Consider the following 23,203-nt stretch of genomic DNA (forward strand, 5'->3'; position numbering starts at 1 on the left):
ATGAACACACCGTTAAGGTTTAATGAGCGTTATTGCTGCATTTGCACGTACACATTCGATGCCGGAAACTAGGCTTCATATCCATGGAGGCGGACCAAACCGACGCGAATTCTACGGCACCTTTGCAGAACGTAATGAGCCTCCGACCGAGTGCTCCGGTTGTCCAAACACAGGCGGATTTTTCCATCGGGTTTCCTGACTCAACATCGAGCACTTCTCACCCAAAAGGTTCGTTGAGCAGGACAGAGCAGAACTTACCCGAGCTGGCGTGAATGGCGGGCTTCGCGTGCTGCATGAAAAACGGATTGCCTAGGACAGTAACACGCGAGCGAAGAAATCTCTGATCTCTGTGCCTCCTGTGATTGGGGTCACCAAAGACACGTATTGATCCGGTCTAGTAACAATGACCGCACCCAGGTTTCGATTGATCCCGCGCATGTCAAAAATGTCACCCACTTCTTGGGCTGGGCAAAAAACTTTCTCGTAGTCGGTGAGGCCCAGTGACCCTTTTTGAGGACGCAGTAGATCTGGCAGTTTCGAGATATCCATGTCTCGGTGAGAGGCCTGAAAGACTGCACGGACATCGATCACTGCGTCGATATCGGCATCCTTTTGCGACACTCGCTCCAACAACGCGGTTAGGTCTGCACACAAAGCGGCCGCAGGACCATTCGCGTCGCCTTCGTCCTTCCTTGGCGCAAAGATGATGATCCGCCAGCGCCCATCAGCTTTCAAACTATGCCCCAACTGCATTGGTTTCGCATCGGCAAGCCTGATGACAGGCCCGGAGTGGAAACGCTTACCAACAGGGTAACCTGTCGCCAATTCCTGATGGCGCGTATCTCCCCTGATCAACGATGCATCATAGCAGGTTTCAACACCTGCCGTATAACGCCCATGCTTTTTGAAATATGCTTGGAATTGGGCGGCATCTTCTTTGGTCTCAGGCTTCGCGCTAAACAGACGCGCCATGTCGCGATCAAAATCGATCAATTCTTGCGCTTTAGCGCGGCGTTCTGTGGAGTAGGTGTCCAGCAATTCAACAGGCGATTGGCCGCGAAGAACAGCGGCCAGCTTCCAACCCAGATTGAAGGCATCGGCCATTGAGACATTCATGCCTTGTCCCGCCTTAGGGCTGTGCGTGTGACAGGCATCACCAGCGATGAATATTCGTGGCGATTTTGCTCCCCGTTCCGCGTCGGCAACATCATCAAAGGCGTCACAAACACGTTGTCCAATCTCGTATGCCGACCACCAGGCGACTTGCGCTACATCAAAGTCAAAAGGGAAAAGGATCTCACGCGCCTTTTCGATTAACCGGTCCGATGTGACACCTCGATCAGCGGCTCGCTCATCAGGCCCTAGCTCATCGAGTTCGATATACAGGCGAACCAGATAGCCGCCTTCGCGGGGAATAATCAGGATGCTCCCCTGATCCGCAGATTGGATTGCACATTTTAATCTGATGTCGGGGAAGCTGGTTTTGCATAGAACATCCATCACGCCCCAAAGCTGTCGCGCGGATTTTCCCTTAAGAGCAAGGCCCAGTTCGGACCGGACTTTGCTGCGTGCGCCATCGCAACCTACGACATATTTGGCCCGAATGGTTTCAGTATCCTCCGGCCCATTCGAACAGGCTACTGTTGCTTCAATTGGAAAGTCGCGGTCGTCCGCTCGTGTCAGGGAAACCAATTCTTTGTGGTAGTCTGGAACGAGGCGGCTCGGCGATTTGGCCATGTTCTCAAGGTAGAAGTCATGAACTCGGGCTTGACTTAGAATGATGTGCGGCATCTCAGAAAGATCATCTTCCACATCCTGAATGCGGTCAGCGCGGACAAGTGGTGCCCCGTTTGCGCCGGGTCGCCAAAAGCTCACCTCATTGACGTGATAACCTTCCTTGATCACGCGCTCCGCAAAACCAAACGCCTCGAACATCTCGACAGAGCGGCAGGCGATTCCATCCGCCTGACCAAATTCCAGGGGGCCAGATTTGCGCTCGATTATACGCACCGAGATGTCCCCAAAAGCACTGAGTTGTGTCGCCAGCGTCAATCCAGCAGGTCCACAGCCAATAATGAGTACATCGGTGGTTTCCTTCGCCATGGTTGAACTGGCGGAGGCAACTGACGGGTCTCCGGTGCGGAAGCCATTAAGATGATACTGCATGCGCAATCCTATTACGTCGATCAGCGTTCTTAAAGTGGGATCACTTCAATTGAATACGGCGAACCTTTGTGTCAACGCGATCAAGTGCAACTTCGTGCGCCAGAACCGCCATTAGGAAAATGCATGGGATTGGACATCGTGGGTTCAATCTGGTCATTAGCGGCGCAAGCAGCATCCGCTGATCAGGTGAGCGTGTGACGTCAGGTTCCAAGTCATCTGACGTCTCACAACTCACAATCGACAAACAAAAAAGGCCGCCTGTTCAGGCGACCCTTTCCGAAACCCTAGCGGGGTATCGTGCGAAGGGATTAACCGTTCACGCTGTCTTTGAGTGCCTTGGCGATTGTCATTTTGACAACCTTGTCGGCTTCCTTCTTGATCTGCTCACCCGTGGCCGGGTTGCGGACCATGCGCTCTGGGCGCTCTCGGCAATAGATCTTGCCAACACCTGGCAGTGTCACGGCGCCGCCGCCGGATACTTCCTTGGTGATGATGCCAGTTACGGCATCCAGTGCAGACCCTGCTGCTTTCTTGTCCATGCCTGTTTCGTCGGCAAGTGCAGCTACCAGCTGCGCCTTTGTCATTGGTTTTGTCGCCATTTTACTGGTCTCCCTCGTTCGCCCAGCAGTTGGGCCTCTTACCCGCTCATATAACGGTATGTTGTGGGACACCACAACGATTAGTGGCACATTTCAAGTGAAAATAACGGGTTTTGGGTCGTTTTTTGCCGAATTACAGGAAAGCTGTCTCTTCAAAGCTACGTAATTTGCGGCTGTGGATGCGTTCAAGTGGCATTTCACGCAACCTTTCCATCGCTCTTATACCAATCATCAGGTGCGCGGCCACCTGTGTTTTATAGAAATTCGACGCCATACCGGGCAATTTCAGCTCTCCATGCAGGGGTTTGTCGCTGACGCAAAGCAAGGTGCCGTAAGGGACCCTGAACCGGAATCCATTGGCCGCAATCGTCGCACTTTCCATATCCAGCGCAATCGCCCGCGATTGGGAAAGCCGCTGGACCGGCCCCGCCTGTTCGCGCAGTTCCCAGTTGCGGTTGTCGATAGTGGCCACGGTGCCGGTGCGCATGATCCGTTTGAGTTCGTAGCCTTCCAGTTCGGTCACATCCGCCACGGCGGTTTCCAGCGCAATCTGGATTTCGGCCAGCGCAGGGATCGGCACCCAGACAGGCAGGTCATCATCCAGCACGTGATCTTCCCGCAGGTAGGCGTGGGCCAACACGAAATCCCCCAGCCGTTGCGAATTGCGCAGGCCCGCGCAGTGGCCGACCATCAGCCAGGCATGGGGCCGCAGGACCGCGATATGGTCGGTCGCGGTTTTGGCGTTTGACGGGCCGACGCCGATATTGACCAGCGTGATCCCGGCGCCGTTGGCCCGTTTCAGGTGGTAGGTCGGCATTTGTGGCAGTTTGGCAGGTACAGGCAGTGGCGCGTCGGCCTGCGTGATTTCGACGTTTCCGGTGCTGACAAAGCTGGTGTAGCCGCTGTCGGGATCGGCGAGCATGTGGCGGGCATAGGCCTCGAACTCTTCGACGTAGAACTGGTAGTTGGTGAATAGAACGTGGTTTTGGAAATGCTCAGCCGCGGTGGCGGTGTAGTGCGACAGGCGGGCGAGCGAATAGTCGATCCGCTGGGCCGTGAACGGGGCGAGCGGCAGGGCACCGTCGGGGTATTTGAACCCCTCGCCGTTGACGATACTGTCATGCGTGGTGCTGAGATCCGGCACATCGAACGTGTCGCGCAGGTTGAATTCCAGCGATCCGTCATGTGGCACGGTCAGGTTTGGGTCATTGGCGGCGGCAAAATGCACCGGCATTTCGGTTTTCGAAGGGCCGATGATCACCGGCATCCCGTGGCTTTTGATCAGCAGGCCGATTTGCTGGCGCAGGTAATCGGCGAAAAGATCAGGGCGGGTGACGGTTGTTGCGTAGGTGCCGGGTTCGGCCACGTGTCCGAATGACAGGCGCGTGTCTGTTTTGGCGTAGGTCGTCGTGGTCAGCCGGATTTCGGGATAATAGGCGCGCACCCGTGTTTCCGGCTGTCCCTCGCGCAGGGCCTTGATGAAGTTTTCGGACAGGAAGCCGACGGCGCTCTGGTACAGCTCCTGCAACCGTTCGACGGCTTTGCCCGCGTCAGTAAAGGCCTCTGCCTTGGGGGTATCCGGTGTCTGGATATGGACCTTTTGCGCCACGTTCATGCGTTTTCCTCGAAGAGTTCGGTAATTTCAAATTTGTCGACGTCCACCAGACCCAGATCAGAGATGCGCAACGAGGGGATGACAACCAGCGCCAGCAGCGAATGCTGCATATAGGCGTTATTCAGCGTACAGCCGCATTCGGCCATGGCAGCGACCATCCGGTCGGCCTTTGCCGCGACCTCGGCCGCGGGGCTGTCGGACATCAGGCCGGCGATGGGCAGTTCGACCAGTGCGATTTCCTGCCTGTCCTTCCAGACGGTCACACCGCCGCCGACCTCATCCAGCCGGTTGGCGGCTGCGGCCATCATGGCGCGGTCGGTGCCCACCACGATCATATGGTGACTGTCATGGGCCACGGTGGAGGCCATGGCCATCTGGCCGGTATAGCCAAAGCCAGACACGAAGCCATTGACCACATCGCCCGTGCCCCGGTGCCGTTCAACAAGGGCGATCTGATAGGTATCGCCTTCGCCTTCGACAAGACCGTCGACGACGGGCAGTTCAGCTGTCAGCGCCTCGGTCGGGGCCTGGTTTTCCACGACACCGATGACCTTGGCCTTGACGTTGTTGGCCCCGTCCGGGGCCTTGATGGCGAAGTCGGTGTCTTGCAACGTCTTGCCCATCCGCACGGTTTGTCGCGCGTCAGTGGGCCATTCGTAATGCGGGCAATCTACCGTGATCTTGCCGTCCAGCGCCACGGTTTGCCCGCGCGCGATCACCTGTTCGATCGGCAGCGTTGTCAGATCGGAGGTCAGGATCATGTCCGCCCGCCGCCCCGGCGCGATGGACCCAAGCTCCCGTTCCAGCCCGAAATGTGTGGCGGTGTTGATGGTGGCCATCTGCAGCGCCACAACCGGGTCACAGCCGCAGGCGATGGCATGGCGCACGACCCGGTTCATATGACCGTCATTCACCAGTGTGCCGGAGTGGCAATCATCGGTGCAAAGGATGAAATTGCGCGGGTCGAGCCCCTTTTCCGTGACTGCCGTAATCTGGCTTTCCACATCATACCACGCCGACCCCAGCCGCATCATCGACCGCATCCCGTTGCGCACGCGGGCAATCGCGTCTGCCTCTGCCGTGCCTTCGTGATCGTCGGCAGCCCCGCCAGCCACGTAGGCGCTGAATGCGATCCCCTTGTCGGGTGACGCATAATGCCCGCCGACGGTTTTTCCGGCATTCATTGTTGCGGCCATTTCGGCCAGCATCTGCGGATCACCATTGATCACACCGGGAAAATTCATCATCTCACCCAGCCCGATGATCCCGGGCCACGCCATCGCCTCGGCCACATCCTCCGCCGAAATCTCGAACCTTGTGGTTTCCAGACCGGGGGCTGATGGGGCGCAGGAGGGCATCTGGGTGTAGATGTTGATCGGCTGCATCAGCGCCTCATCATGCATCATCCGCACGCCGCGCAAGCCCAACACATTCGCGATCTCGTGCGGGTCGGTGAACATGGTCGTGGTACCATGCGGGATGACCGCAGCGGCAAACTCGGCAGGTGTCAGCATCCCGCTTTCGATATGCATGTGCCCGTCGCAAAGGCCGGGGATCAGATAGCGGCCTTTCGCGTCGATCACCTGTGTATCAGGTCCGATGCAGTGGCTGGCATCCGGTCCGACATAGGCGAAACGGCCATTGGCGACAGCGACCTGCCAGTCGAGGATTTCGCGGGTCTGCACATTGACGAGCCGGGCGCCGTGAATGACCAGATCAGCAGGTTCACGACCCGCAGCGACGGCGACCAGACGGGGGGCCGACTCAGCCCATGATTTGAAGTGAAGTTCCATCCCCAATGGTTTCACCGTTTTTGGGGGAGGGCAAGACCCACACTTTCTGTAGGCGACAAACAGGGAATTGATGCACATGCATCTGCAATTGTACCGCCCGGTGGCACCACCGGGCATCGCCCGACCTTCCCCCGGAGGGCGATTTTGCAATGTTTGGAAAAGCGCAAGGTCACGCTTTGGGCAATGCATCGTTCAACGCAAATGTTTCTAACGCCCTCCAGGTCGGGCGATGCCCTCAACTCTTTACCGCAAGTCTAGAGGCGGCTACTTGCATTCTCTTTATCTCCGTATGACGCCAGCGGCGAACATTACCGAGAACGAAGATATCATCCCTTTTGCTCAGCAAGTCCAAAGCGGCATTCATATGTTTATCACAGGGAGTGTCTTCACCGCGAAACGCAATCACAATCAGTTTAGCAATCTTCATCTGATGCGCAGCAGCAAACAGCACATCGTAGCAACGTTGCTCGATTTCATCGACCGTCAAACCTTCCCCACCTCCAAAGGCTCCACGTTCGGGTTCAGCCGCACCATGGCGAGGTTCAGCGCCCCGGCCACGGTCACCCACGCCAGATACGGCACAAATGCCAACCCGGCCCAGAAATCCAGCTGCCAATGCGTTACCGTGCAGCCCAGCACCGCGACCCATAGAGCCGCCATTACCGGCAGCGCGCCTTTCAGCCGACGCAGCCCGAAGAATACCGGGGTCCAGAGTGTGTTGAAAGCGATCTGCATGGCCCAGAAGGCCATCGCATAGGCGCTGCCGTCCAGGCCGGCCACCCGCGCCCCGGCGAAGGACATCAGCAGATAAATCGTCGTCCACGCCACTGGAAACAGCCAGTTGGGCGGCACCCATGACGGCTTGTTCAGCTTCTCGTACCACTCTCCCGGAGGGAACATGGCACCAGTCGCCCCTGCGCCAAAGCATGCCGCCAGAAACATCAAGAAAAGCCAAATATCCATGTCAGGCCCCTTTCGGGGCAACAACTAGGCCATCGGGCGGTCAGTTCCAATGCCCGTCTCGCGCGCCTTCAACTCGGCCAGAATATCCAGCACCGATGAAGAACGCCCGGCATTGACCCGACCCTGACTGGCTGCATCGACCAGAAAAGCGACCTCATCCAGCGGCTTGGCATAGATGACCGCCGATTTCGGCATGATCAGCGACAGACCTGTGCGTGCGCCTGATTGCATCAGCCATCCCAGCTTTTGCGCGGTCGAGGTGCGGGCGCGCATCGAAATGCTGTCATAGCCTTGCCGCCGCAACTGTTTGCCGATCCCGGCATAGATCAACCGTGCCGCCCAGATGCCGGTGCGCGCCCGCAACGGCAGCACGTCAATCCCGGCCTCTGACCGGCGATACAAGCGATCCGCCTCGGCCAGCAATCGCTTGACTAGCTTGCGCACGTCGTTGGTGGGCAGCGGCTCACGCACGAAATTCACCGGATCAATCCCGGCATCCGCCAGCCAATCGAGCGGCAGATAGATCCGACCCATCCGGGCGTCTTCCCCCACATCGCGAGCGATATTGGTCAATTGCATCGCGACGCCCAGATCACAGGCGCGCGCCAGTGCATCGGCATCGCGCACGCGCATCAGCACACACATCATGGCACCCACTGCGGCGGCGACGCGGGCTGAATAGTCTCTAACACCGCTTAACGTGTCATAGCGATGCTCTGCCGCGTCCCATGCCAACCCTTCCAGCAGGGCCTCGGGCAAGGCCCGCGGCATCTCGAAATCCTCGATAATCGCGGCAAAGGCCCGATCTTCGGGCGCGTCCTTGGGCCGGCCCGCATAGGCCAGTTCCAACCTGTCTTGCAGGCGGAACACGGCCCCCGCCTGATACTCACCCTCATCCACCTCATCATCCGCCAAACGGCAGAACGCATAGAGCGCCAGCGCGGGGTCACGGACCTTGGCGGGCAGGAGTTTGGAGGCGGCATGAAACGACAGCGACCCGTGGCGGATCGCTTCTTTGCAGTGTTCTAAATCGTCAGGTTGGATCATTCAGCTGCCATTTTCAGTTCGGGTTGCGCCGGAGCGTCGGGTACCAGTTTGCCCAGCACCTCAGCGCTGGAGATGACCCCTGGCACGCCCGCGCCGGGATGGGTGCCCGCGCCGACCAGATAAAGGCCCTTGGCCTCTTCACTGATGTTATGGGGCCGGAACCACGCGGATTGCAGGATGCGGGGTTCGATGGAAAACCCGGAGCCGTTGGGCGACAGGTAGCGGTCGCGGAAATCGGCGGGGGTGAGCGTCATTTCAGTGCTGATATGGGCGGCGAAACCGGGGAGGTATTTTTCGACCTCGGCCTGCACCTTGGCTTTGTAGGTCTCGGTCTCGGTTTCCCAATCCACGGGATCGTCAAAACCCAGATGCGGGACGGGGGAGAGGACATAGAACGTGTCATCACCAGCAGGTGCGACGCTGGGGTCGGTGACCGCGGGCCGATGGATGTAAAGGCTCATGTCATCGGCCAGTTTGCCTTTGATAAAGATGTCCTTGAGCAGGCCCTCGTAGCGCGGCGCGTTGGTGATCGTGTGGTGCCCCACATCCGGCCACATCTGCGCCGTGCCTTCGGTGCCGAAATACCAGACGAAGAGACCCATCGACCAGCGGCGCGATGTCAGCTTGCGGTCGGTCCAGCGTTTCCGCTGTTTACGGCGCAGCAGCCGCTGATACGTATGCCCTGCATCCGCGTTACTGACGACCAAAGGCGCTTGGATCAATTCACCATCGGTCAGGCGGACGCCTTGCGCGGCATCGTCCTTCACCAGAATTTCGTCCACTTCGACCCCGTGGCGAACTTGCCCGCCTTGAGACCGAATAACCTTGACCATCGCATCCGCAATCGCCTGCACCCCGCCCATCGCGTAATGCACGCCGAATTCCTTCTCAAGATACGCCACAAGGGCATACATCGACGTCACATGACGCGGATCGCCGCCGATGAACAGTGGATGAAACGACAGCGCCATGCGCAGGCGGGCGTCTTTTACCCGCCGTTTGGCCAGACCAAGGATTGATTGATCGGCGCGCAGCATCGCGAATTGCGGCAGTACCTTGATCGTTTCCCAGAGCCGGTGCATCGGCTTGGCGACCATGCCTTCGAAGCCGAGAACATAGCGGCGCTCGCTGTCCTTGAGGAATTTCTTGTATCCCTTCACATCACCAGAGCTGAGGCGGGCGACCTCTGCCAGCATGGCGTCAGTATCCTGCCGGGCGGTGAAGGTTGACCCGTCCTGCCAACGCACCTCGTAAAACGGGTCCATCGGGCGCAGATCGACATCCTTGTGAAAATCGCGCCCGCAGGCCGCCCAAAGCTGTTCATAGACTTGCGGGACGGTGATGATCGTCGGGCCAAGGTCGAATCGATGTCCATCCTGCGTGACAGATGATCCGCGTCCGCCGGGCCGATCCAGCCGGTCGAGCACGGTGACGGCATAGCCCTTGGCACCCAGACGCATCGCTGCGGCAAGGCCGCCAAGCCCCGCACCGATAACGATAGCAGCGTGCGAGTCGCTCTGATCAGGTGTCATCATACCTCAACAGTAATAGTGTAAGGTTAAGTTGACAAATATTATCGCGCGATCTTCCCAACTGGCCGGTCCTATGTCAGGATAAATTGACACTACGTAAGGTTTCCGCCCGTGACCCAGACTGTCACCCTGTCATTCTTTCGCTTCTCCGGGCTGCGCGCCCGGGCGTGGGCGCTGATGATGATGGGGGCGGCGCGACGCCCGCTGGCGCGGACCCCCGATATCGGTTTCTGGAAGCTGTGCGGCGCGGGCAAGGGCGAAGGGTTCAGCCCGACGGTCAACCCCTACACGATTGCCATTCTTGCCACCTGGCAAACGCTGGAGTTGGCGCAGGACCGGACCGCCAGCGCGCCTGTTTTTCAACGCTACCGCGCCCGCAGTGCCGAGGATTGGACCGTTTTCTTGCAGCCCCGTTCCGTGCGGGGCGCGTGGGGCGGTGTCGCACCATTTGCACCGGATGACACGCCTGCCGCAGGCCCCATGGCCGCGCTGACGCGCGCATCCATCCGCAAGTCTGCCCTGATGCAATTCTGGAAACAGGTGCCCAACATTTCCGCCAATATCGGGGCTGACCCCAACGTGATGTTCAAGGCGGGGATCGGCGAATTGCCGATGCTGGACCAGATCACCTTTTCCATTTGGCCGGACAAGGCCACGATGGATGGTTTCGCCCGCACCGGCCCGCATGGTGCCGCGATCAAGGCCGTTCGCGCAGGCAACTGGTTTTCCGAAGAACTCTTTGCCCGTTTCGCCGTTCATTCCGACCGGGGCACATGGAACGGCACCTCGCCCCTTGCCAAACTATCGGAGGCCGCATGACCCCCTTCCCCTTCTCCGCCATCGTCGGCCAGGACGAGATGAAGCGCGCCATGATCCTGACGGCCATCGACGGCTCCATTGGCGGCGTGCTGGTCTTTGGCGACAGGGGCACCGGCAAATCCACCGCTGTTCGTGCGCTTGCGGCCCTGCTGCCACCAATTAAGGCAATCAAGAACTGTCCCGTGAACAGTGCCAAGGCCGCCGAAGTGCCGGGTTGGGCCAACCTCAAAACCAAGCGCGTCCACGAAACGCCGACCCCCGTGGTCGATCTGCCGCTTGGCGCGACTGAGGACCGGGTGACCGGCGCGCTCGACATCGAAAAGGCACTGACCAAGGGCGAAAAGGCGTTCCAGCCGGGGCTGCTGGCCAAGGCAAACCGGGGATATCTTTATATTGATGAGGTCAACCTGCTCGAAGACCACATTGTCGATCTGCTGCTGGACGTCGCCCAATCCGGCGAAAACGTGGTGGAGCGCGAAGGGCTTTCTATCCGCCATCCGGCCCGTTTTGTCCTCGTGGGCTCCGGAAACCCGGAGGAGGGCGAATTGCGCCCACAACTGCTCGACCGGTTCGGTCTGTCGGTCGAAGTCACGTCACCCAAGGAAATCGACACCCGCGTCGAAGTCATCAAACGCCGCGATGCATTCGAGAATGACAATGCCGCCTTCATGCTGCGCTGGCAGGCCGAAGATGCCGCGATCCGCGACCGTATTCTCAAGGCGCGCAAATCTCTAACAAAGCTCAAAACGCCTGAAAAGACACTGACAGACGTCGCCGAACTGTGCCTCGCCCTCGGCTCAGACGGGCTGCGCGGTGAACTGACGTTGCTGAAGGCCGCCCGCGCCTATGCCGCGTGGCGCGATGACACCGCCCTGACCCGCGCGCATATTCGTGATGTGGCCCCGATGGCGTTGCGCCACCGCCTGCGCCGCGATCCGCTGGATGAAGCGGGCAGCGGCACCCGCGTCGCGCGCACGGTGGAAGACGTACTTGGATAGCTGGCAGCAAGCCACGCTGGCGCAGCAATTGCTGGCGATTGATCCGGGGCTCGGTGGGGTCACGATCCGCGCCCGATCCGGACCGGTCCGCGATGCGTTGTTTAAGCAGGTCGATCCCGCCGCCAAACGCATCCATCCCGCCATATCTGACGAAGCACTGTTTGGTGGGCTTGATCTGTCGGCCACATTGACGACCGGGCATCTGGTACAGGAGCAGGGTCTTCTTGCCACGCCCGGTCCCATGATCCTTGCGATGGCCGAACGGGCACCCGTGCGGCTGGCCGCGCATCTGGCGGTGGCCTTGGACAAAAACACAGGGCATACGCTCATCGCACTCGACGAAGGGGCCGAACCCGACGAGATGCTTGACCCCAAGCTTGCCGAACGGCTGGCGTTCCACATAGATCTGTCCGATATAGCGCTGCGCGACATCTCCACCGAACCGCCCGGCAAGGCCGGGCAGCCCCCGACCGCCCCCATGGGCGGGGGCTTCACCCCCACCCGCGGTCGGGCACTGCCCTCTGTTCCGCCAGACATCATTGACCAAATCACCCGCATCGCATCTGACCTTGGCATCGACAGCCTCCGCGCCCCGCTCTTCGCCCTGCGCGCGGCTAAGGCCCAAGCGATCCTGAACGACCGGGACCACATCACCACCGAAGACATCGAAACCGCTTGCGCCCTGACCCTCGCCCACCGCGCAACCCGCATCCCCGAACCTCAGCCGCAAGAGCCCGAGGCCCCACCGCCAGAGCAAACGGAAAACCAAAACACCGAAGACACGCTCGATCTCCCCGACGAACTGCTGCTCGACGCGGTCCGCGCACTCCTCCCCGACAACCTGCTTGACCGGCTGGCGGCACAAAAGGCGCGTCAGGGGCGCGGTAACGGCACGGGTGCAGCCCGCAAAGGCAACCGGCGCGGCCGCCCGCTGCCATCCCGCGCGGGCAAACTCAGCGATGGGGCGCGGATCGATATCATTGGCACCCTGCGCACCGCCGCCCCATGGCAAACGATCCGGCGCAATGCGACCGGACGCGACGGCTTGCGCATCCGCCCCAACGATTTCCGCAACAAACGGTTCGAAGAGAAATCCGACCGGCTGCTGATCTTCACCGTCGATGCGTCCGGCTCTGCGGCGCTGACTCGGCTGGCAGAGGCAAAAGGGGCCGTCGAACTGCTGCTCGCCCAAGCCTATGCGCGGCGGGATCACGTGGCGCTGGTCGCGTTCCGGGGGACCGAGGCCGAACTGCTGCTCCCCCCAACCCGCTCCCTCGTGCAAACCAAACGCCGCCTTGCAGGATTGCCCGGCGGTGGTGGCACGCCACTCGCCGCTGGCATGGTCGCCGCCTTCGAACAAGCCACGCACGCGACGCGCAAGGGTCTGACCCCCACTATCGCTATCCTGACCGACGGGCGTGCCAATATCGCACTCGACGGAACCGCTGACCGCAAACAGGCCGCGACCGATGCCCAGCAAATCGCGAAGGCGCTGCGCGCCCATGGCATCGATGCCATTGTCATTGACACGGGCAACAGGCCCGAACCGGCCCTGCGCAACCTCGCCCAGACACTCGACGCAGCCTACCTACCGTTGCCGCGGGCCGATGCGCACAGGCTGTCGCAATCCGTCGCCACGGCGCTTGGCGACTGAATGCGCTGGCCCCCGGACCCGGCCATCTGGCCCCTGACCGAACATTCCCGGCAAGTCCTGCACCGTCCCCACCGCTGGCATGTACAGGAACATGGGACGGGCGACACAATCCTACTGATCCACGGGGCAGGCGGCGCGACGCAAAGCTTTCGCGGCCTCTTTCCACTTTTGGCACAGGACCACCATGTCGTCATGTTCGACCTGCCTGGCCAGGGCTTTACCCAACTGGGGGCGCAGCAGCGCTGCGGGCTGGATCATATGTCAGAGGATATACTGGGGCTGATCCGGCATGAGGGCTGGGTGCCGTCTCGGATCATCGGCCATTCCGCCGGGGCCGCGATTGCCTTGCGCCTGTGGGAACTGGGATTGCGCCCTGTCGACGGGATTGTTGGCATCAACGCCGCCTTGGGAAAGTTCAAGGGGGTTGCCGGCTGGCTGTTTCCGATGATGGCCAAGGCGCTGGCGGTCACGCCCTTCAGCGCCAGCATGTTCGCGGCGACGACAACCCGCAGCAGTGTGCGCAACCTGATCCGGGGGACCGGTTCGACGCTGGAGCAGGAGGGGCTGGAACTTTACTATCGGCTGGCCACGGACAAGGGGCATGTGGACGCGACCCTGTCGATGATGGCGCAGTGGTCGCTGGACGGGCTGTTGTCGCGGCTGGGCCAGATCGATGCGCCGGTCCATCTGATCACCGGACTGAACGATACGGCCGTTCCCCCGCAGGTCAGCCGGGACGCGGTGGACAAACTTCCCAACGCAAAACTGACAGAACTTGACGGTCTGGGGCATCTGGCCCACGAGGAAGACGCCAACACGATCGCTACCCTAATCAACCAATAAGAAAAGCCGCGAGCGTTTCCGCTCGCGGCCCCAAAACCTAGCGATAGGTCTGTCTTATTCGGCGGCAAACGTCGAAAGATAGGCGTACAGGTCATAAGCCTGCTCTTCCTGGCGGACCTGATAGGCCATTTTGCCACGGGCGCGGCGGTTATCGAGCACTTCACGCAGCCAGCCGGTGGGGTCCTGCACATAGGCCACGAAGGATTCTTCGGTCCAAGCCAGGTCTGCTTCACCCAGTTCAATGAGTGAATCGCTGTAGCGGAAACCTTCCTCGGTGCCGGGGATGCGACCCGCGATCCCGTAGAGGTTCGGACCGGTCTTGGCGTTGCGTCCGGCCAGAACTTCGCCGGAGGCATCTGCCACGACGTGACAGGCGACGCACTGGCGGTTGAACTGCTCTTCACCGGCGGCAGCATCACCTTGGGTGGATGCATGGCCGTCTGCAAAAGCAGGCGCTGCGAGCACGGCAAATGCGGCTGCAATAGTAAACTTTTTCATGATCGTGTTCCTTTTCGATCTTACTTTGGTGACCGTTTGCCCCAGTCGTGGCTCAATGTAATGCAACAGGCGGCACGGTCCACCCCCATCTGCAAAAGAATGCGTTAACCCCGTCAGGCGACCGCATGGGCGAGCGCACATTGTCGCCACAAGACGCTTAACGCTTTGACAAGATGGTCAATATCGGCGTCCGTGTGCAGTGGCGACGGGGTAAACCGCAACCGCTCGGTCCCCTTTGGAACGGTCGGATAATTAATCGGCTGCACATAAATATCCCATTCGCGCATCAGGTAATCGGCCAGCATCCGGGTCTTGACCGGGTCCTTGATCAGAACTGGCACAATGTGGCTTTCGTTATGCATATGCGGGATGCCTTCGCGGTCCAGCGCGGCGCGCAGGCGCGCCACCTGCCGTTTCTGGCGGGCACGCTCCATCTGCGATTCCTTGAGATAGGCGATGGATGTGCGGGCTGCTGCCGCGACCGCAGGCGGTAACGCAGTCGTAAAGATGAACCCGGACGCAAAGCTGCGGATAAAATCGCATAGGGCAACAGACCCGGTGATGTAGCCGCCAACAACGCCAAACGCCTTGCCCAGCGTGCCTTCGATCAGGGTGATGCGATCCGCCAGCCCCTCGCGTTCGCTGACACCACCGCCGCGCGGGCCGTACATGCCGACGGCGTGGACCTCATCCAGATAGGTCATGGCGCCGTATTTTTCGGCCACTTCGACAATCTCACGGATCGGGGCGATGTCGCCATCCATGGAATAGACACTTTCGAAGGCGACAATCTTGGGCACGTCCTTTGGCAGTGTACGCAGCTTCATTTCCAGATCATGCACATCGTTATGCTTCCAGATGACCTTGGTCGCCCGCGAATGGCGGATGCCTTCGATCATGGAGGCATGATTGCCTGCATCGGAAAGGATCACGCAATCCTTCAACCGGCTGCCAAGGGTCGAGAGGGCGGCCCAGTTTGATACGTAGCCGCTGGTAAAGAGTAACGCTGCTTCCTTGCCGTGAAGATCCGCCAGTTCCTGTTCCAACAGCAGATGATCGTGGTTGGTGCCGCTGATATTGCGGGTGCCACCCGCGCCGGTTCCTGTGCGCTCGACCGCTTCGCACATGGCCGCGATCACCTTTGGGTGCTGACCCATCCCCAGATAATCGTTCGAACACCAGACAGTTACATCTCGCACGCCATCCTCGTCATGGTTGGCAGCGCGTGGAAACTTTCCGCATTTCCGCTCCAACTCGGCAAAATAGCGATAGTTGCCCTCGTCTTTGAGCGTGGTCAGTTGTGCGTTGAACAGGGCATCAAAATCCATCGGTCTATCTTTCTTCTTTGGTCATTGTCTTGGGCGCGGGCAGCATCCAGCGCCAGAGTTTTGCGTCAGGCAGCGGCACCACCATCAGCCAGTGTTCCAGCAGGGCAAGTGCTGCAAGGGCGGTCAGCAGGGCAAAGCCCACGACGCTGGCCTCCGATTGTGCGGACCACAGCCGTTCGGCACAGACCGCCAGCAGCGCGGTCAGCACCGTAATTGCGGCGGGAAAAGCGAGGGTCACAGGCCCGCGCCGGAAATAGGATTTCAGATGTGCCAGTCTGTCGGGGACAAACTCCGTATTGATGCGGGGCACCCCGAAATACAGGTTCAGCTTGGCAAAGATCCGGGCAAGAAACAGCACCAGATAGGTTGATACCGCCATCCGGTTCCCGGCGCCGTCCGAGACAACGACAAGGGCGAGCAGACCAATCACCAGCGCCAGTTCATGATAGGCAACGGTGCTGAATGCCCGAAAAAACCGGTCCTTGCCTGACAGTCCGGGCGGGCATTCCTGCCGCATAGGCCCGGTGATCACACCCGCCAAAAACGCAAGTTCGATCCAGCCCCAGATCGCGAGCGCTCCGATGAAACCCATATAGGCCCCGAGCACATTGGCAACGGGCAACGACAGGGCCACCGCCGCAACCCCGGCTGCAAGCATTGGCAACCAGCAAAAGACGGTCATGCCGTGGCGGCCCAAACGATCCGCCCGGCGCACCGCCACCAAAATCGCCCCGGTGGAAAACCACCAGACGAAAATGGCAAACAGCGATGCGATCCAGGGTGAAGTCATCAGTAGGCGGGCTCCATCCGGGGGCTGGCGGGAACCGTGCTTTTCTCGACCGGGATGGTCAGAAGTGACACAAAGGCAAACCCCGCCTTGGCCGAGCCGGCCATCCGTTTCAGCCAGCCGCCAAGGCCGCCTTGCTTGCGGCCATGGGCGATCTGCACGTTGGCCGCTTCCATCCGGCGCAAAGTCGGCTTCCAACGGGGGTGGTCGATATCCAGCACCATCGGGAACACCTGCCGCGAGATTTCAGAGGTCTTGCGGAACACTTCTTGCCCGTACCATTCAGGATCGACGCCCAGCGCCTTGTGGAATTCAGGGCGTTGATGGTCGCGCACCCACATGGTCGAAAAAACAGCCGTCAGGAAAAACTTGATCCACATGCGGTTAACCCAGCTTTCCGTCAGCTTTGGATCGGTCTTCAGCAAAAGCGCGAAGGCTTCGCCGTGCGAAAACTCATCGTTGCACCATTCGCAGAACCATTTGAAAATCGGGTGGAACCGATGCTCGGGGTGCTTTTCCAAGTGCCGATAGATCGTGATGTAGCGGGCATAGCCGATCTTTTCCGACAGATAGGTGGCGTAGTAGATGAATTTGGGCCGGAAATAGGTGTATTTCTTGGCCTGCGTGAGAAAGCCCAAATTCACCGCGATCCCCGCTTCGCGCAGGGCGTCGTTGATGAAACCGGCATGGCGCGCCTCGTCCCGCGCCATCAGTTGGAAGAGGGTCGTGATATCCTCGTTCGAGCCGCGCCGCTTCATTTCCTTGTAAAGCACACAGCCCGAGAATTCGGCGGTGCAAGATGAGATCAGGAAGTCGATGAACTCAGCCTTCAGCTTCGGCTCCATTCCGTCCCAATCGACAGTGTCCCAGTCTTCGTTTTTCTTGAAATGACCCTTGTTGGGGTCCGATTTCATGCGGGCGATCAGTTTGTCCCACTCTTCGCGGACGGGGGTGACGTCAATCGCGTCCATCTCATCAAAGTCGGTAGTGTAAAAGCGCGGGGTCAGCAGCGTGTTGGACATCGCCACTTGCGTCGCTTCTTCGTTGGTCAAAGGCGGCAGGGCCTCTTGGGCGGCGATGGCTTCTTCTGCGGTGGCCGCGTCGGATGAATGCATGTTCATGACATCACCTCTTCGCTGAATGAGAATTCGCACAGTTCCATGAATTCCAGATCGCCCGTCGCGCGGGTCCACATCTGTTCCAGTTTGCTGGCACGGGTGATCACCGCTGTCCGCTTTTCCTCAACCAACTCGCCAAAGGCGGCCATGATTTCCGGCCCCTGGACCTGCACCGTGTCACCGGGATGGATGACCGCCCCGTTATCCAGACGCACATGCGCCGACAATTCTTCGAACCGATGCGAAATCGTTACCGTACAAGGCGCGGTTTCCTTTGTTCTAAAAAGTAGTCCCATGTGAGTTCCCTTTCACATCTGATGCGCGCGGGTGGCTAACCCACGCACGGTTTCAATCCAGCAGCCGGGCAAAGGCTGCCACGTTATCCGCCCCGTAACCGATCAGTTCGACCGACATGGCGGTGGTTTCGTCAATAATCGCGATATTGCCGTTTTCGCGCCTAACAACCTGCAAGGGCTGTTCACTGGACAGGCCGTAGACAAGGCGCTTGCGATCCACGACCCGGCCGATCACACCAATAAACCCGGCCTTGTGATCAGCCGAGGACGCCAGCAGCGTGCCGTCTGTCCCCATCACCTGATAGATCCCGTTGCGGTCGCCGGTCATCACGATGTCAAGTGATTGCACCACGGGTGCTTCGACCAGAACGCCGCGGTTGGGCACCTGTGCCCATTGCGCATAGGCCACGATCCCGAGGCTGGCGAGCATCAGGGCAAACATGCCCTGCACCAGTATCCGTGGGACCATTTCCTTGTCCCGATGGCGCATCTGTTGTTCAAGCTGTGACATGGGCCTACTCCGCTGCGACGGCATCGCCGTCATGAGTTGCGACGCGCGACACCTGGGGCTGGGAAATCCGGGTTTCGGCGGCATCGGCAAAGATGCGGGCGACCTTTTCGGCGTCCGGGATGCAGCGCAGGGCGGGCTGGGTCCGCGCCATGCGCCAGGGCCGCACATGGGGCCAGGTCATCAGATAGGAAATGCGCGCCTCACCGATCAGCTCGAACGCCAATGTGCCGGTACCCGATGGCTTCAGGTCCAGCTTGGCCGTCCCGATGCAGACGTAAGGCAGGTTCAGGGTCATGGTCAGGGCGGCACCTATGCGCATCGCCACCCGCTTGTTGGTCAGTGTGTAGACCGTGGACCGGGCCTGCACATAGGCGATGCCATAAAGAATGCCACACGCAATCAGACCCGACACCACAAACGGCAGCCCGTGCATCAGGGCGATGCCAAAGGGAAAATCAGCCGATGACACACCCACCCGCCAGAATGTGAGCAGGGCAAAATACCCGGCCACCCATCGCAGCCCCAACGCCTCGCGCGCCAGACGGCGGGGATCAGGGGCACCCTGCCATAGGATATGTTCATCCTTGGGCAACTGCTCTGGCAGGCCCTTTACGGGTTCAAAGTTGAAATCATCGTGGCTCATGGCAGGTTCCCTCTGCAATCATGCAGCCCCGGTGGCGAGCCGGGACCGCCCTGGTGTCAAAGAACGGTTTGCGACCGTTCTGGCGAGGCATAAAGCGTACCGCCAGCGTAATAGGCGGTGATCTTGTCCTCTTCGAGAAGCGTGACCTCGTCCCCGTTCTTGGTGGCAGGCACGCCGTCCCAGTTATGGGCATGTAGCGACCGGACCGTGACGCGGTCGGTGCCGATCTTGGCCATCGTCATGGGGATCAGGCGGGTCTTGCCGGTGCCTTCAGGGTTCAGATCAACGGTCAGATAACGGACCATCTGTTCGGGTACATCGACCCACATATCGGTGACACGGCCCACGACCTCTCCGTCACCGCCAACAACGGCCTTGCCGCGCGGGTCGCGCCCGGCAGAAACCTTGAAGTCCTCCAGCGTGGACATCGGTTTGATCTTGGCATGCCCGTGGGCATCCAGTTCCGCAATGTCGCGGCGCGGGGCCCATGACGCGGGGCCGACACCGTCCTTCATCGGATCGCCGGTCGGCACCCAGGGCGATCCGCTCGCCTCTGACGACCGGGCCAAGGCGAGATCGGTGCGCATCTTGCTGTCTTCATACTCTTTCGACGGCACGGTCAGTTCACCGCGCCCATCGCGCAGATGAAAGGTCTTTTCCTTCGGGATCGGCCAAAGGCTTTCATTCGCTGGCACATCGTCATCGTCATCGCGCAGCGGATAGCCCTCGCGCATGTTTTCGGTCTGCAGGTAAATCACCAGCCCTGCGAAAAAAATCCAGAAGAGCCAGATTGCCGCGCTCGCCAGATCGAAGTTTCCAAAAAATTCTACACCAACCATTGTTTTGTCCTTTCGGTGGTTAGGTCGGGAAATCCGGCAATCCCAGCTTGCCAGATGTCCTGTTCGGTACGGCCATGACCCGCACAAGCGGACCAAGGACGACCAGAGTGATGAAAAGAAGGCCAATTTCGGTATGATAAACAACCGAATAGCCGGTGGCAGGCGTGGCGAGCGCCTCTCCCAGTGTGCCGTTCCCAGCGGCATGGTTCACAAGGTCACGCAAGGTGCCCCCGATAAAGATAGAAAGGCCCGCACCCGTGGCTTGGGCCGCACCCCAGGCACCCAGGGCAAGGCCCCGCCCGGCATTGCCAAGCGTTGGCATCGTCATGGCGGCGGTCAGGGTCGATACCCCGAACAAACCGCCCCCGAACCCGATCAGGGCAGCACCTGCATAGAACAGGGCAGGCGACCCCATCGGCGCAGAAAAGATCACGGCACAGAACGCAGCGACACCAGCCAGAATGCCCCGTGCACACATCCGGTAAGGGTCAACGCCGCGGGCCAACCAACGCGCGGCAACGCCAAAGCCCACAAGCGCACCGCCCGCCCACATGGCCGTCAGCAGCGTTGTGGCCGAAACCGAAAGCCCCAGTATTTCGCCGCCATAAGGCTCCAGCAATACGTCCTGCATGTTAAACGCCATGGTGCCCAGGAACACGACCATCAACAGCCGTCCCGCATCGCCGCCGCTGGCCAGATCGGTCCATGCGTCGCGGAATGTGGGGCTTGCGGCCGCGCGTTCCGCCTTGCTCATCGGGCGCACCTTTTCCTGCTTCCACAAGGCAATCAGGTTCAGCAGCAGGGTCACAACGGCCGTGCCCTGGACCACCTGCACCAGCCGCAAGGCGCTGTAGTCGCGCAACAACGCACCAATGATGATGGCCGATATCGCCATGCCCACTAGATGCATCACATATAGCAAGGCCACGACCTTGGGCCGAGTTTCATCCGTTGCACGGTCTGCCGCGAGCGCCAGACCTGCGGTCTGAGTCATATGCATCCCGATGCCCGTCAGCAGAAACGCCAGACCAGCACCGGCATAACCGGCCCATTCAATATCCAGCGTCCGATCACCTGAAAGAACCAGCAGGGCCATAGGCATGATGGCCAGCCCGCCGAACTGCCACATCGTCCCGAACCACAGGTAAGGGATGCGTTTCCAGCCAATGGCCGATTTGTAATTGTCTGACTTGAACCCAACCAATGCCCGAAACGGGGCGACCAGCACCGGAATGGCGATCATCGCCGCCACCAGCATCGCGCCAATGTCCAATTCAACAATCATCACGCGGTTCAGCGTGCCCAACAGCATCACTGCCGCCATGCCCACCGACACCTGGAACAGTGACAGGCGCAGCAATTGGCCCAGCGGCAGATCATCACTGACCGCGTCGCCAAACGGCAACATGTTGACTGAGATCCTTTTCAGGGCGGACGCTTTGAAGATCATGCCCGCCCCCCTTCGAACACCAGCGCATTCGAGATATAGAAACCGGATTTCACCCGGTCGATTTCACGCAGGTTGCCAGCTACACCTGCGGTCCGTAGTGCCTTGGCCACATCCGCCGTCGTATGAGGCACCATCGTCGGGCTGCGATCAGCGCGGGGGAACAGTTTACCGACCCGCCACATCGCCATCAGAGCCGGGGTGCGCGGCGGCAATGTGAACACGAACTTGCCATCCACCCGGTTAGCGGCGCGGCCCAGCAGCTCTGCGATGTCAGGCGCGCTGTAGTAGATCATCGAATCCATGGCCAGCGCGTGATCAAAACCGCCACGGGTACCTTCCAGCATATCGCCTGCGATCCATTCTATTTGCCCGGGCAGGTCTGCAGGCATCCGCTCTTTTGCGATGTCAATCAGCGCAGGCGAGATATCGACCGCGACAACGTCAGCACCGCGCTGCGCCAGTTCCACCGCCATTGCACCCGTACCGCACCCCGCATCCAGTATCCGCGCGCCGCGCAGGTCATCGGGCAATTGCCGCAACATCAGATCACGCATCCGGTCGCGACCGGCACGCACGGTGGCGCGAATGCCTGACACCGGCGCGTCCGATGTCAGCCGCTCCCATACCTTGGTGGCGCTGCGGTCGAAATAATGCTCAACCCGGTCGCGTGTGGCGGCATAACTCGTCATCTATGCACACCGCAGTCCCGGACCTGATCCGGGACCTCCTTGCCATACGCAAGTCCGACGTTTGTCCGACGTTTTGCCGACAGCCTTTTCATCAATCAAATCCCAAGAGTTCGAATATCTCCCGATCCGGCAGCGGGGCGGGGGCCAGCGGCTCTGTCCCGTTCCAAAGCGTCTCTGCCAGACGGATGTATTCCTTGCGCACCTGAACGATGTCTTCCTCATCATCCATCTCGAAAAGTGTCTTCTTTTTCAGACGGCTACGGCGGATCGCATCCAGGTCAGGCATATGCGCGATGCGGTTGAAGCCAACAGTCTTGCAATAGCGGTCCACCTCATCGGTGTCCTTGCTACGGTTCGCCACACAACCCGCCAACCGCACCTTGTAATTCGCCGATTTCGCCTGAACTGCCGCAATGATCCGGTTCATCGCGTAGATTGAATCAAAGTCATTTGCGGTCACGATCAAAGCGCGATCCGCGTGCTGCAAAGGCGCTGCGAAGCCCCCGCAAACCACGTCACCCAGCACGTCGAAAATGACCACATCTGTGTCTTCCAAAAGGTGATGTTGCTTAAGCAATTTCACAGTCTGGCCAACGACATAACCGCCACAACCGGTGCCCGCCGGCGGCCCACCGGCCTCCACGCATTTCACCCCGTTGAAGCCGTCAAAGATGAAGTCCTCGGGCCGCAATTCCTCGGAATGGAAATCAACCTCTTTCAGGATGTCGATCACGGTCGGCACCAGCGTGCCCGTCAGCGTAAACGTGCTGTCATGCTTGGGATCACATCCGATCTGCAACACACGCTTGCCCAGCATCGAAAACGCCGCAGACAAGTTTGAAGAGGTCGTCGATTTCCCAATGCCGCCCTTCCCGTAAACCGAAAACACCTTCGCGCCTTCGATTTTCGCATCGTCCGGCTGATGAACCTGAACTGATCCTTCACCATCCAGACCCTTGAGGTCCGGGACATTATCCTTGGGGCTCATCAGAGCCTCCTTTCCATTGAATTCATT

23 protein-coding genes are annotated in these 23,203 nt (G+C 59.9%); 4 read left to right on the top strand and 19 right to left on the bottom strand.

The features are described from left to right. Positions 1 to 309: 309 nt before the first annotated feature. The 8 genes from ACFWW2_RS26965 to ACFWW2_RS27000 form a co-directional block, all read right to left on the bottom strand. Positions 310 to 2,166, bottom strand: coding sequence for an FAD-dependent monooxygenase (locus tag ACFWW2_RS26965; RefSeq protein WP_393933823.1), 1,857 nt, complete (start codon positions 2,164 to 2,166; stop codon positions 310 to 312). Between the two features lie 308 nt (positions 2,167 to 2,474). After that, positions 2,475 to 2,765, bottom strand: coding sequence for an HU family DNA-binding protein (locus tag ACFWW2_RS26970; RefSeq protein ID WP_393933826.1), 291 nt, complete (start codon positions 2,763 to 2,765; stop codon positions 2,475 to 2,477). Between the two features lie 133 nt (positions 2,766 to 2,898). Next, the gene (locus ACFWW2_RS26975) at positions 2,899 to 4,380 is read right to left on the bottom strand and encodes an AMP nucleosidase (protein WP_393933828.1); all 1,482 of its coding nucleotides are present in this window, start codon (positions 4,378 to 4,380) and stop codon (positions 2,899 to 2,901) included. After that, on the bottom strand, positions 4,377 to 6,173 hold the full coding sequence (gene ade, locus ACFWW2_RS26980) for an adenine deaminase (RefSeq protein ID WP_393933830.1): 1,797 nt from the start codon (positions 6,171 to 6,173) through the stop codon (positions 4,377 to 4,379). Before ade ends, ACFWW2_RS26975 begins: the two co-directional genes overlap by 4 nt. Positions 6,174 to 6,408: 235 nt before the next feature. Beyond that, the gene (locus ACFWW2_RS26985) at positions 6,409 to 6,660 is read right to left on the bottom strand and encodes a hypothetical protein (RefSeq protein WP_393933833.1); all 252 of its coding nucleotides are present in this window, start codon (positions 6,658 to 6,660) and stop codon (positions 6,409 to 6,411) included. Beyond that, a complete protein-coding gene (tspO, locus tag ACFWW2_RS26990; RefSeq protein WP_393933835.1) occupies positions 6,657 to 7,136 on the bottom strand; it encodes a tryptophan-rich sensory protein TspO in 480 nt (159 codons plus the stop codon). Before tspO ends, ACFWW2_RS26985 begins: the two co-directional genes overlap by 4 nt. Positions 7,137 to 7,160: 24 nt before the next feature. Next, entirely contained in the window at positions 7,161 to 8,183 is a 1,023-nt protein-coding gene (crtB, locus tag ACFWW2_RS26995) for a 15-cis-phytoene synthase (RefSeq protein WP_393933837.1), read from the bottom strand. Then, the gene (locus ACFWW2_RS27000) at positions 8,180 to 9,718 is read right to left on the bottom strand and encodes a phytoene desaturase (protein ID WP_393933839.1); all 1,539 of its coding nucleotides are present in this window, start codon (positions 9,716 to 9,718) and stop codon (positions 8,180 to 8,182) included. The genes crtB and ACFWW2_RS27000 overlap by 4 nt, the downstream gene beginning before the upstream one ends. Positions 9,719 to 9,826: 108 nt before the next feature. On the opposite strand from ACFWW2_RS27000, the gene crtA reads away from it, so the two are divergent. Genes crtA through bchO form a run of 4 tightly spaced genes read left to right on the top strand, consistent with a single transcriptional unit; the run spans position 9,827 to position 14,029 of the window. Next, on the top strand, positions 9,827 to 10,534 hold the full coding sequence (gene crtA, locus ACFWW2_RS27005; protein ID WP_393933841.1) for a spheroidene monooxygenase: 708 nt from the start codon (positions 9,827 to 9,829) through the stop codon (positions 10,532 to 10,534). After that, positions 10,531 to 11,532: a magnesium chelatase ATPase subunit I gene (bchI, locus tag ACFWW2_RS27010; protein ID WP_393933843.1), complete on the top strand. Its 1,002-nt coding sequence runs from the start codon at positions 10,531 to 10,533 to the stop codon at positions 11,530 to 11,532. Before crtA ends, bchI begins: the two co-directional genes overlap by 4 nt. Next, positions 11,477 to 13,186, top strand: coding sequence for a magnesium chelatase subunit D (locus ACFWW2_RS27015; protein WP_393933845.1), 1,710 nt, complete (start codon positions 11,477 to 11,479; stop codon positions 13,184 to 13,186). The genes bchI and ACFWW2_RS27015 overlap by 56 nt, the downstream gene beginning before the upstream one ends. After that, on the top strand, positions 13,187 to 14,029 hold the full coding sequence (gene bchO, locus ACFWW2_RS27020; RefSeq protein ID WP_393933848.1) for an alpha/beta fold hydrolase BchO: 843 nt from the start codon (positions 13,187 to 13,189) through the stop codon (positions 14,027 to 14,029). Positions 14,030 to 14,083: 54 nt separating this feature from the next. Here bchO and ACFWW2_RS27025 read toward each other — a convergent pair whose 3' ends face one another. The 11 genes from ACFWW2_RS27025 to bchL form a co-directional block, all read right to left on the bottom strand. Continuing rightward, positions 14,084 to 14,527, bottom strand: coding sequence for a c-type cytochrome (locus tag ACFWW2_RS27025; RefSeq protein ID WP_393933850.1), 444 nt, complete (start codon positions 14,525 to 14,527; stop codon positions 14,084 to 14,086). Positions 14,528 to 14,640: 113 nt separating this feature from the next. After that, positions 14,641 to 15,855, bottom strand: a complete 1,215-nt coding sequence (gene hemA / locus ACFWW2_RS27030) for a 5-aminolevulinate synthase (protein ID WP_393933852.1) — start codon at positions 15,853 to 15,855, stop codon at positions 14,641 to 14,643. Between the two features lie 4 nt (positions 15,856 to 15,859). Then, positions 15,860 to 16,645, bottom strand: a complete 786-nt coding sequence (gene puhE, locus ACFWW2_RS27035; protein ID WP_393933854.1) for a putative photosynthetic complex assembly protein PuhE — start codon at positions 16,643 to 16,645, stop codon at positions 15,860 to 15,862. Next, complete coding sequence (gene acsF, locus ACFWW2_RS27040) at positions 16,645 to 17,763, bottom strand: magnesium-protoporphyrin IX monomethyl ester (oxidative) cyclase (RefSeq protein ID WP_393933857.1); 1,119 nt, start codon at positions 17,761 to 17,763, stop codon at positions 16,645 to 16,647. Before acsF ends, puhE begins: the two co-directional genes overlap by 1 nt. After that, positions 17,760 to 18,056: a hypothetical protein gene (locus ACFWW2_RS27045; RefSeq protein ID WP_393933860.1), complete on the bottom strand. Its 297-nt coding sequence runs from the start codon at positions 18,054 to 18,056 to the stop codon at positions 17,760 to 17,762. The genes acsF and ACFWW2_RS27045 overlap by 4 nt, the downstream gene beginning before the upstream one ends. A 52-nt stretch (positions 18,057 to 18,108) precedes the next feature. Further along, positions 18,109 to 18,567 carry a photosynthetic complex assembly protein PuhC gene (puhC, locus tag ACFWW2_RS27050; protein WP_393933863.1) on the bottom strand — a complete coding sequence of 153 codons (459 nt, stop codon included), beginning with the start codon at positions 18,565 to 18,567 and terminating at the stop codon, positions 18,109 to 18,111. A gap of 4 nt (positions 18,568 to 18,571) precedes the next feature. Then, positions 18,572 to 19,210 carry a photosynthetic complex putative assembly protein PuhB gene (puhB, locus tag ACFWW2_RS27055; protein ID WP_393933866.1) on the bottom strand — a complete coding sequence of 213 codons (639 nt, stop codon included), beginning with the start codon at positions 19,208 to 19,210 and terminating at the stop codon, positions 18,572 to 18,574. A 56-nt stretch (positions 19,211 to 19,266) separates the two neighbouring features. Continuing rightward, positions 19,267 to 20,049 carry a photosynthetic reaction center subunit H gene (puhA, locus tag ACFWW2_RS27060; protein ID WP_393933868.1) on the bottom strand — a complete coding sequence of 261 codons (783 nt, stop codon included), beginning with the start codon at positions 20,047 to 20,049 and terminating at the stop codon, positions 19,267 to 19,269. A 19-nt stretch (positions 20,050 to 20,068) separates the two neighbouring features. Further along, positions 20,069 to 21,499, bottom strand: coding sequence for a PucC family protein (locus ACFWW2_RS27065; RefSeq protein ID WP_393933870.1), 1,431 nt, complete (start codon positions 21,497 to 21,499; stop codon positions 20,069 to 20,071). Further along, positions 21,496 to 22,188, bottom strand: coding sequence for a magnesium protoporphyrin IX methyltransferase (gene bchM / locus ACFWW2_RS27070; RefSeq protein WP_393933872.1), 693 nt, complete (start codon positions 22,186 to 22,188; stop codon positions 21,496 to 21,498). The genes ACFWW2_RS27065 and bchM overlap by 4 nt, the downstream gene beginning before the upstream one ends. 91 nt (positions 22,189 to 22,279) lie before the next feature. Next, entirely contained in the window at positions 22,280 to 23,176 is an 897-nt protein-coding gene (gene bchL, locus ACFWW2_RS27075; RefSeq protein ID WP_393933874.1) for a ferredoxin:protochlorophyllide reductase (ATP-dependent) iron-sulfur ATP-binding protein, read from the bottom strand. Positions 23,177 to 23,203 lie beyond the last annotated feature (27 nt).

Origin of the sequence: Yoonia sp. R2-816 (assembly GCF_046762905.1) — a bacterium.
In the GTDB taxonomy this organism is placed as follows: domain Bacteria; phylum Pseudomonadota; class Alphaproteobacteria; order Rhodobacterales; family Rhodobacteraceae; genus Yoonia.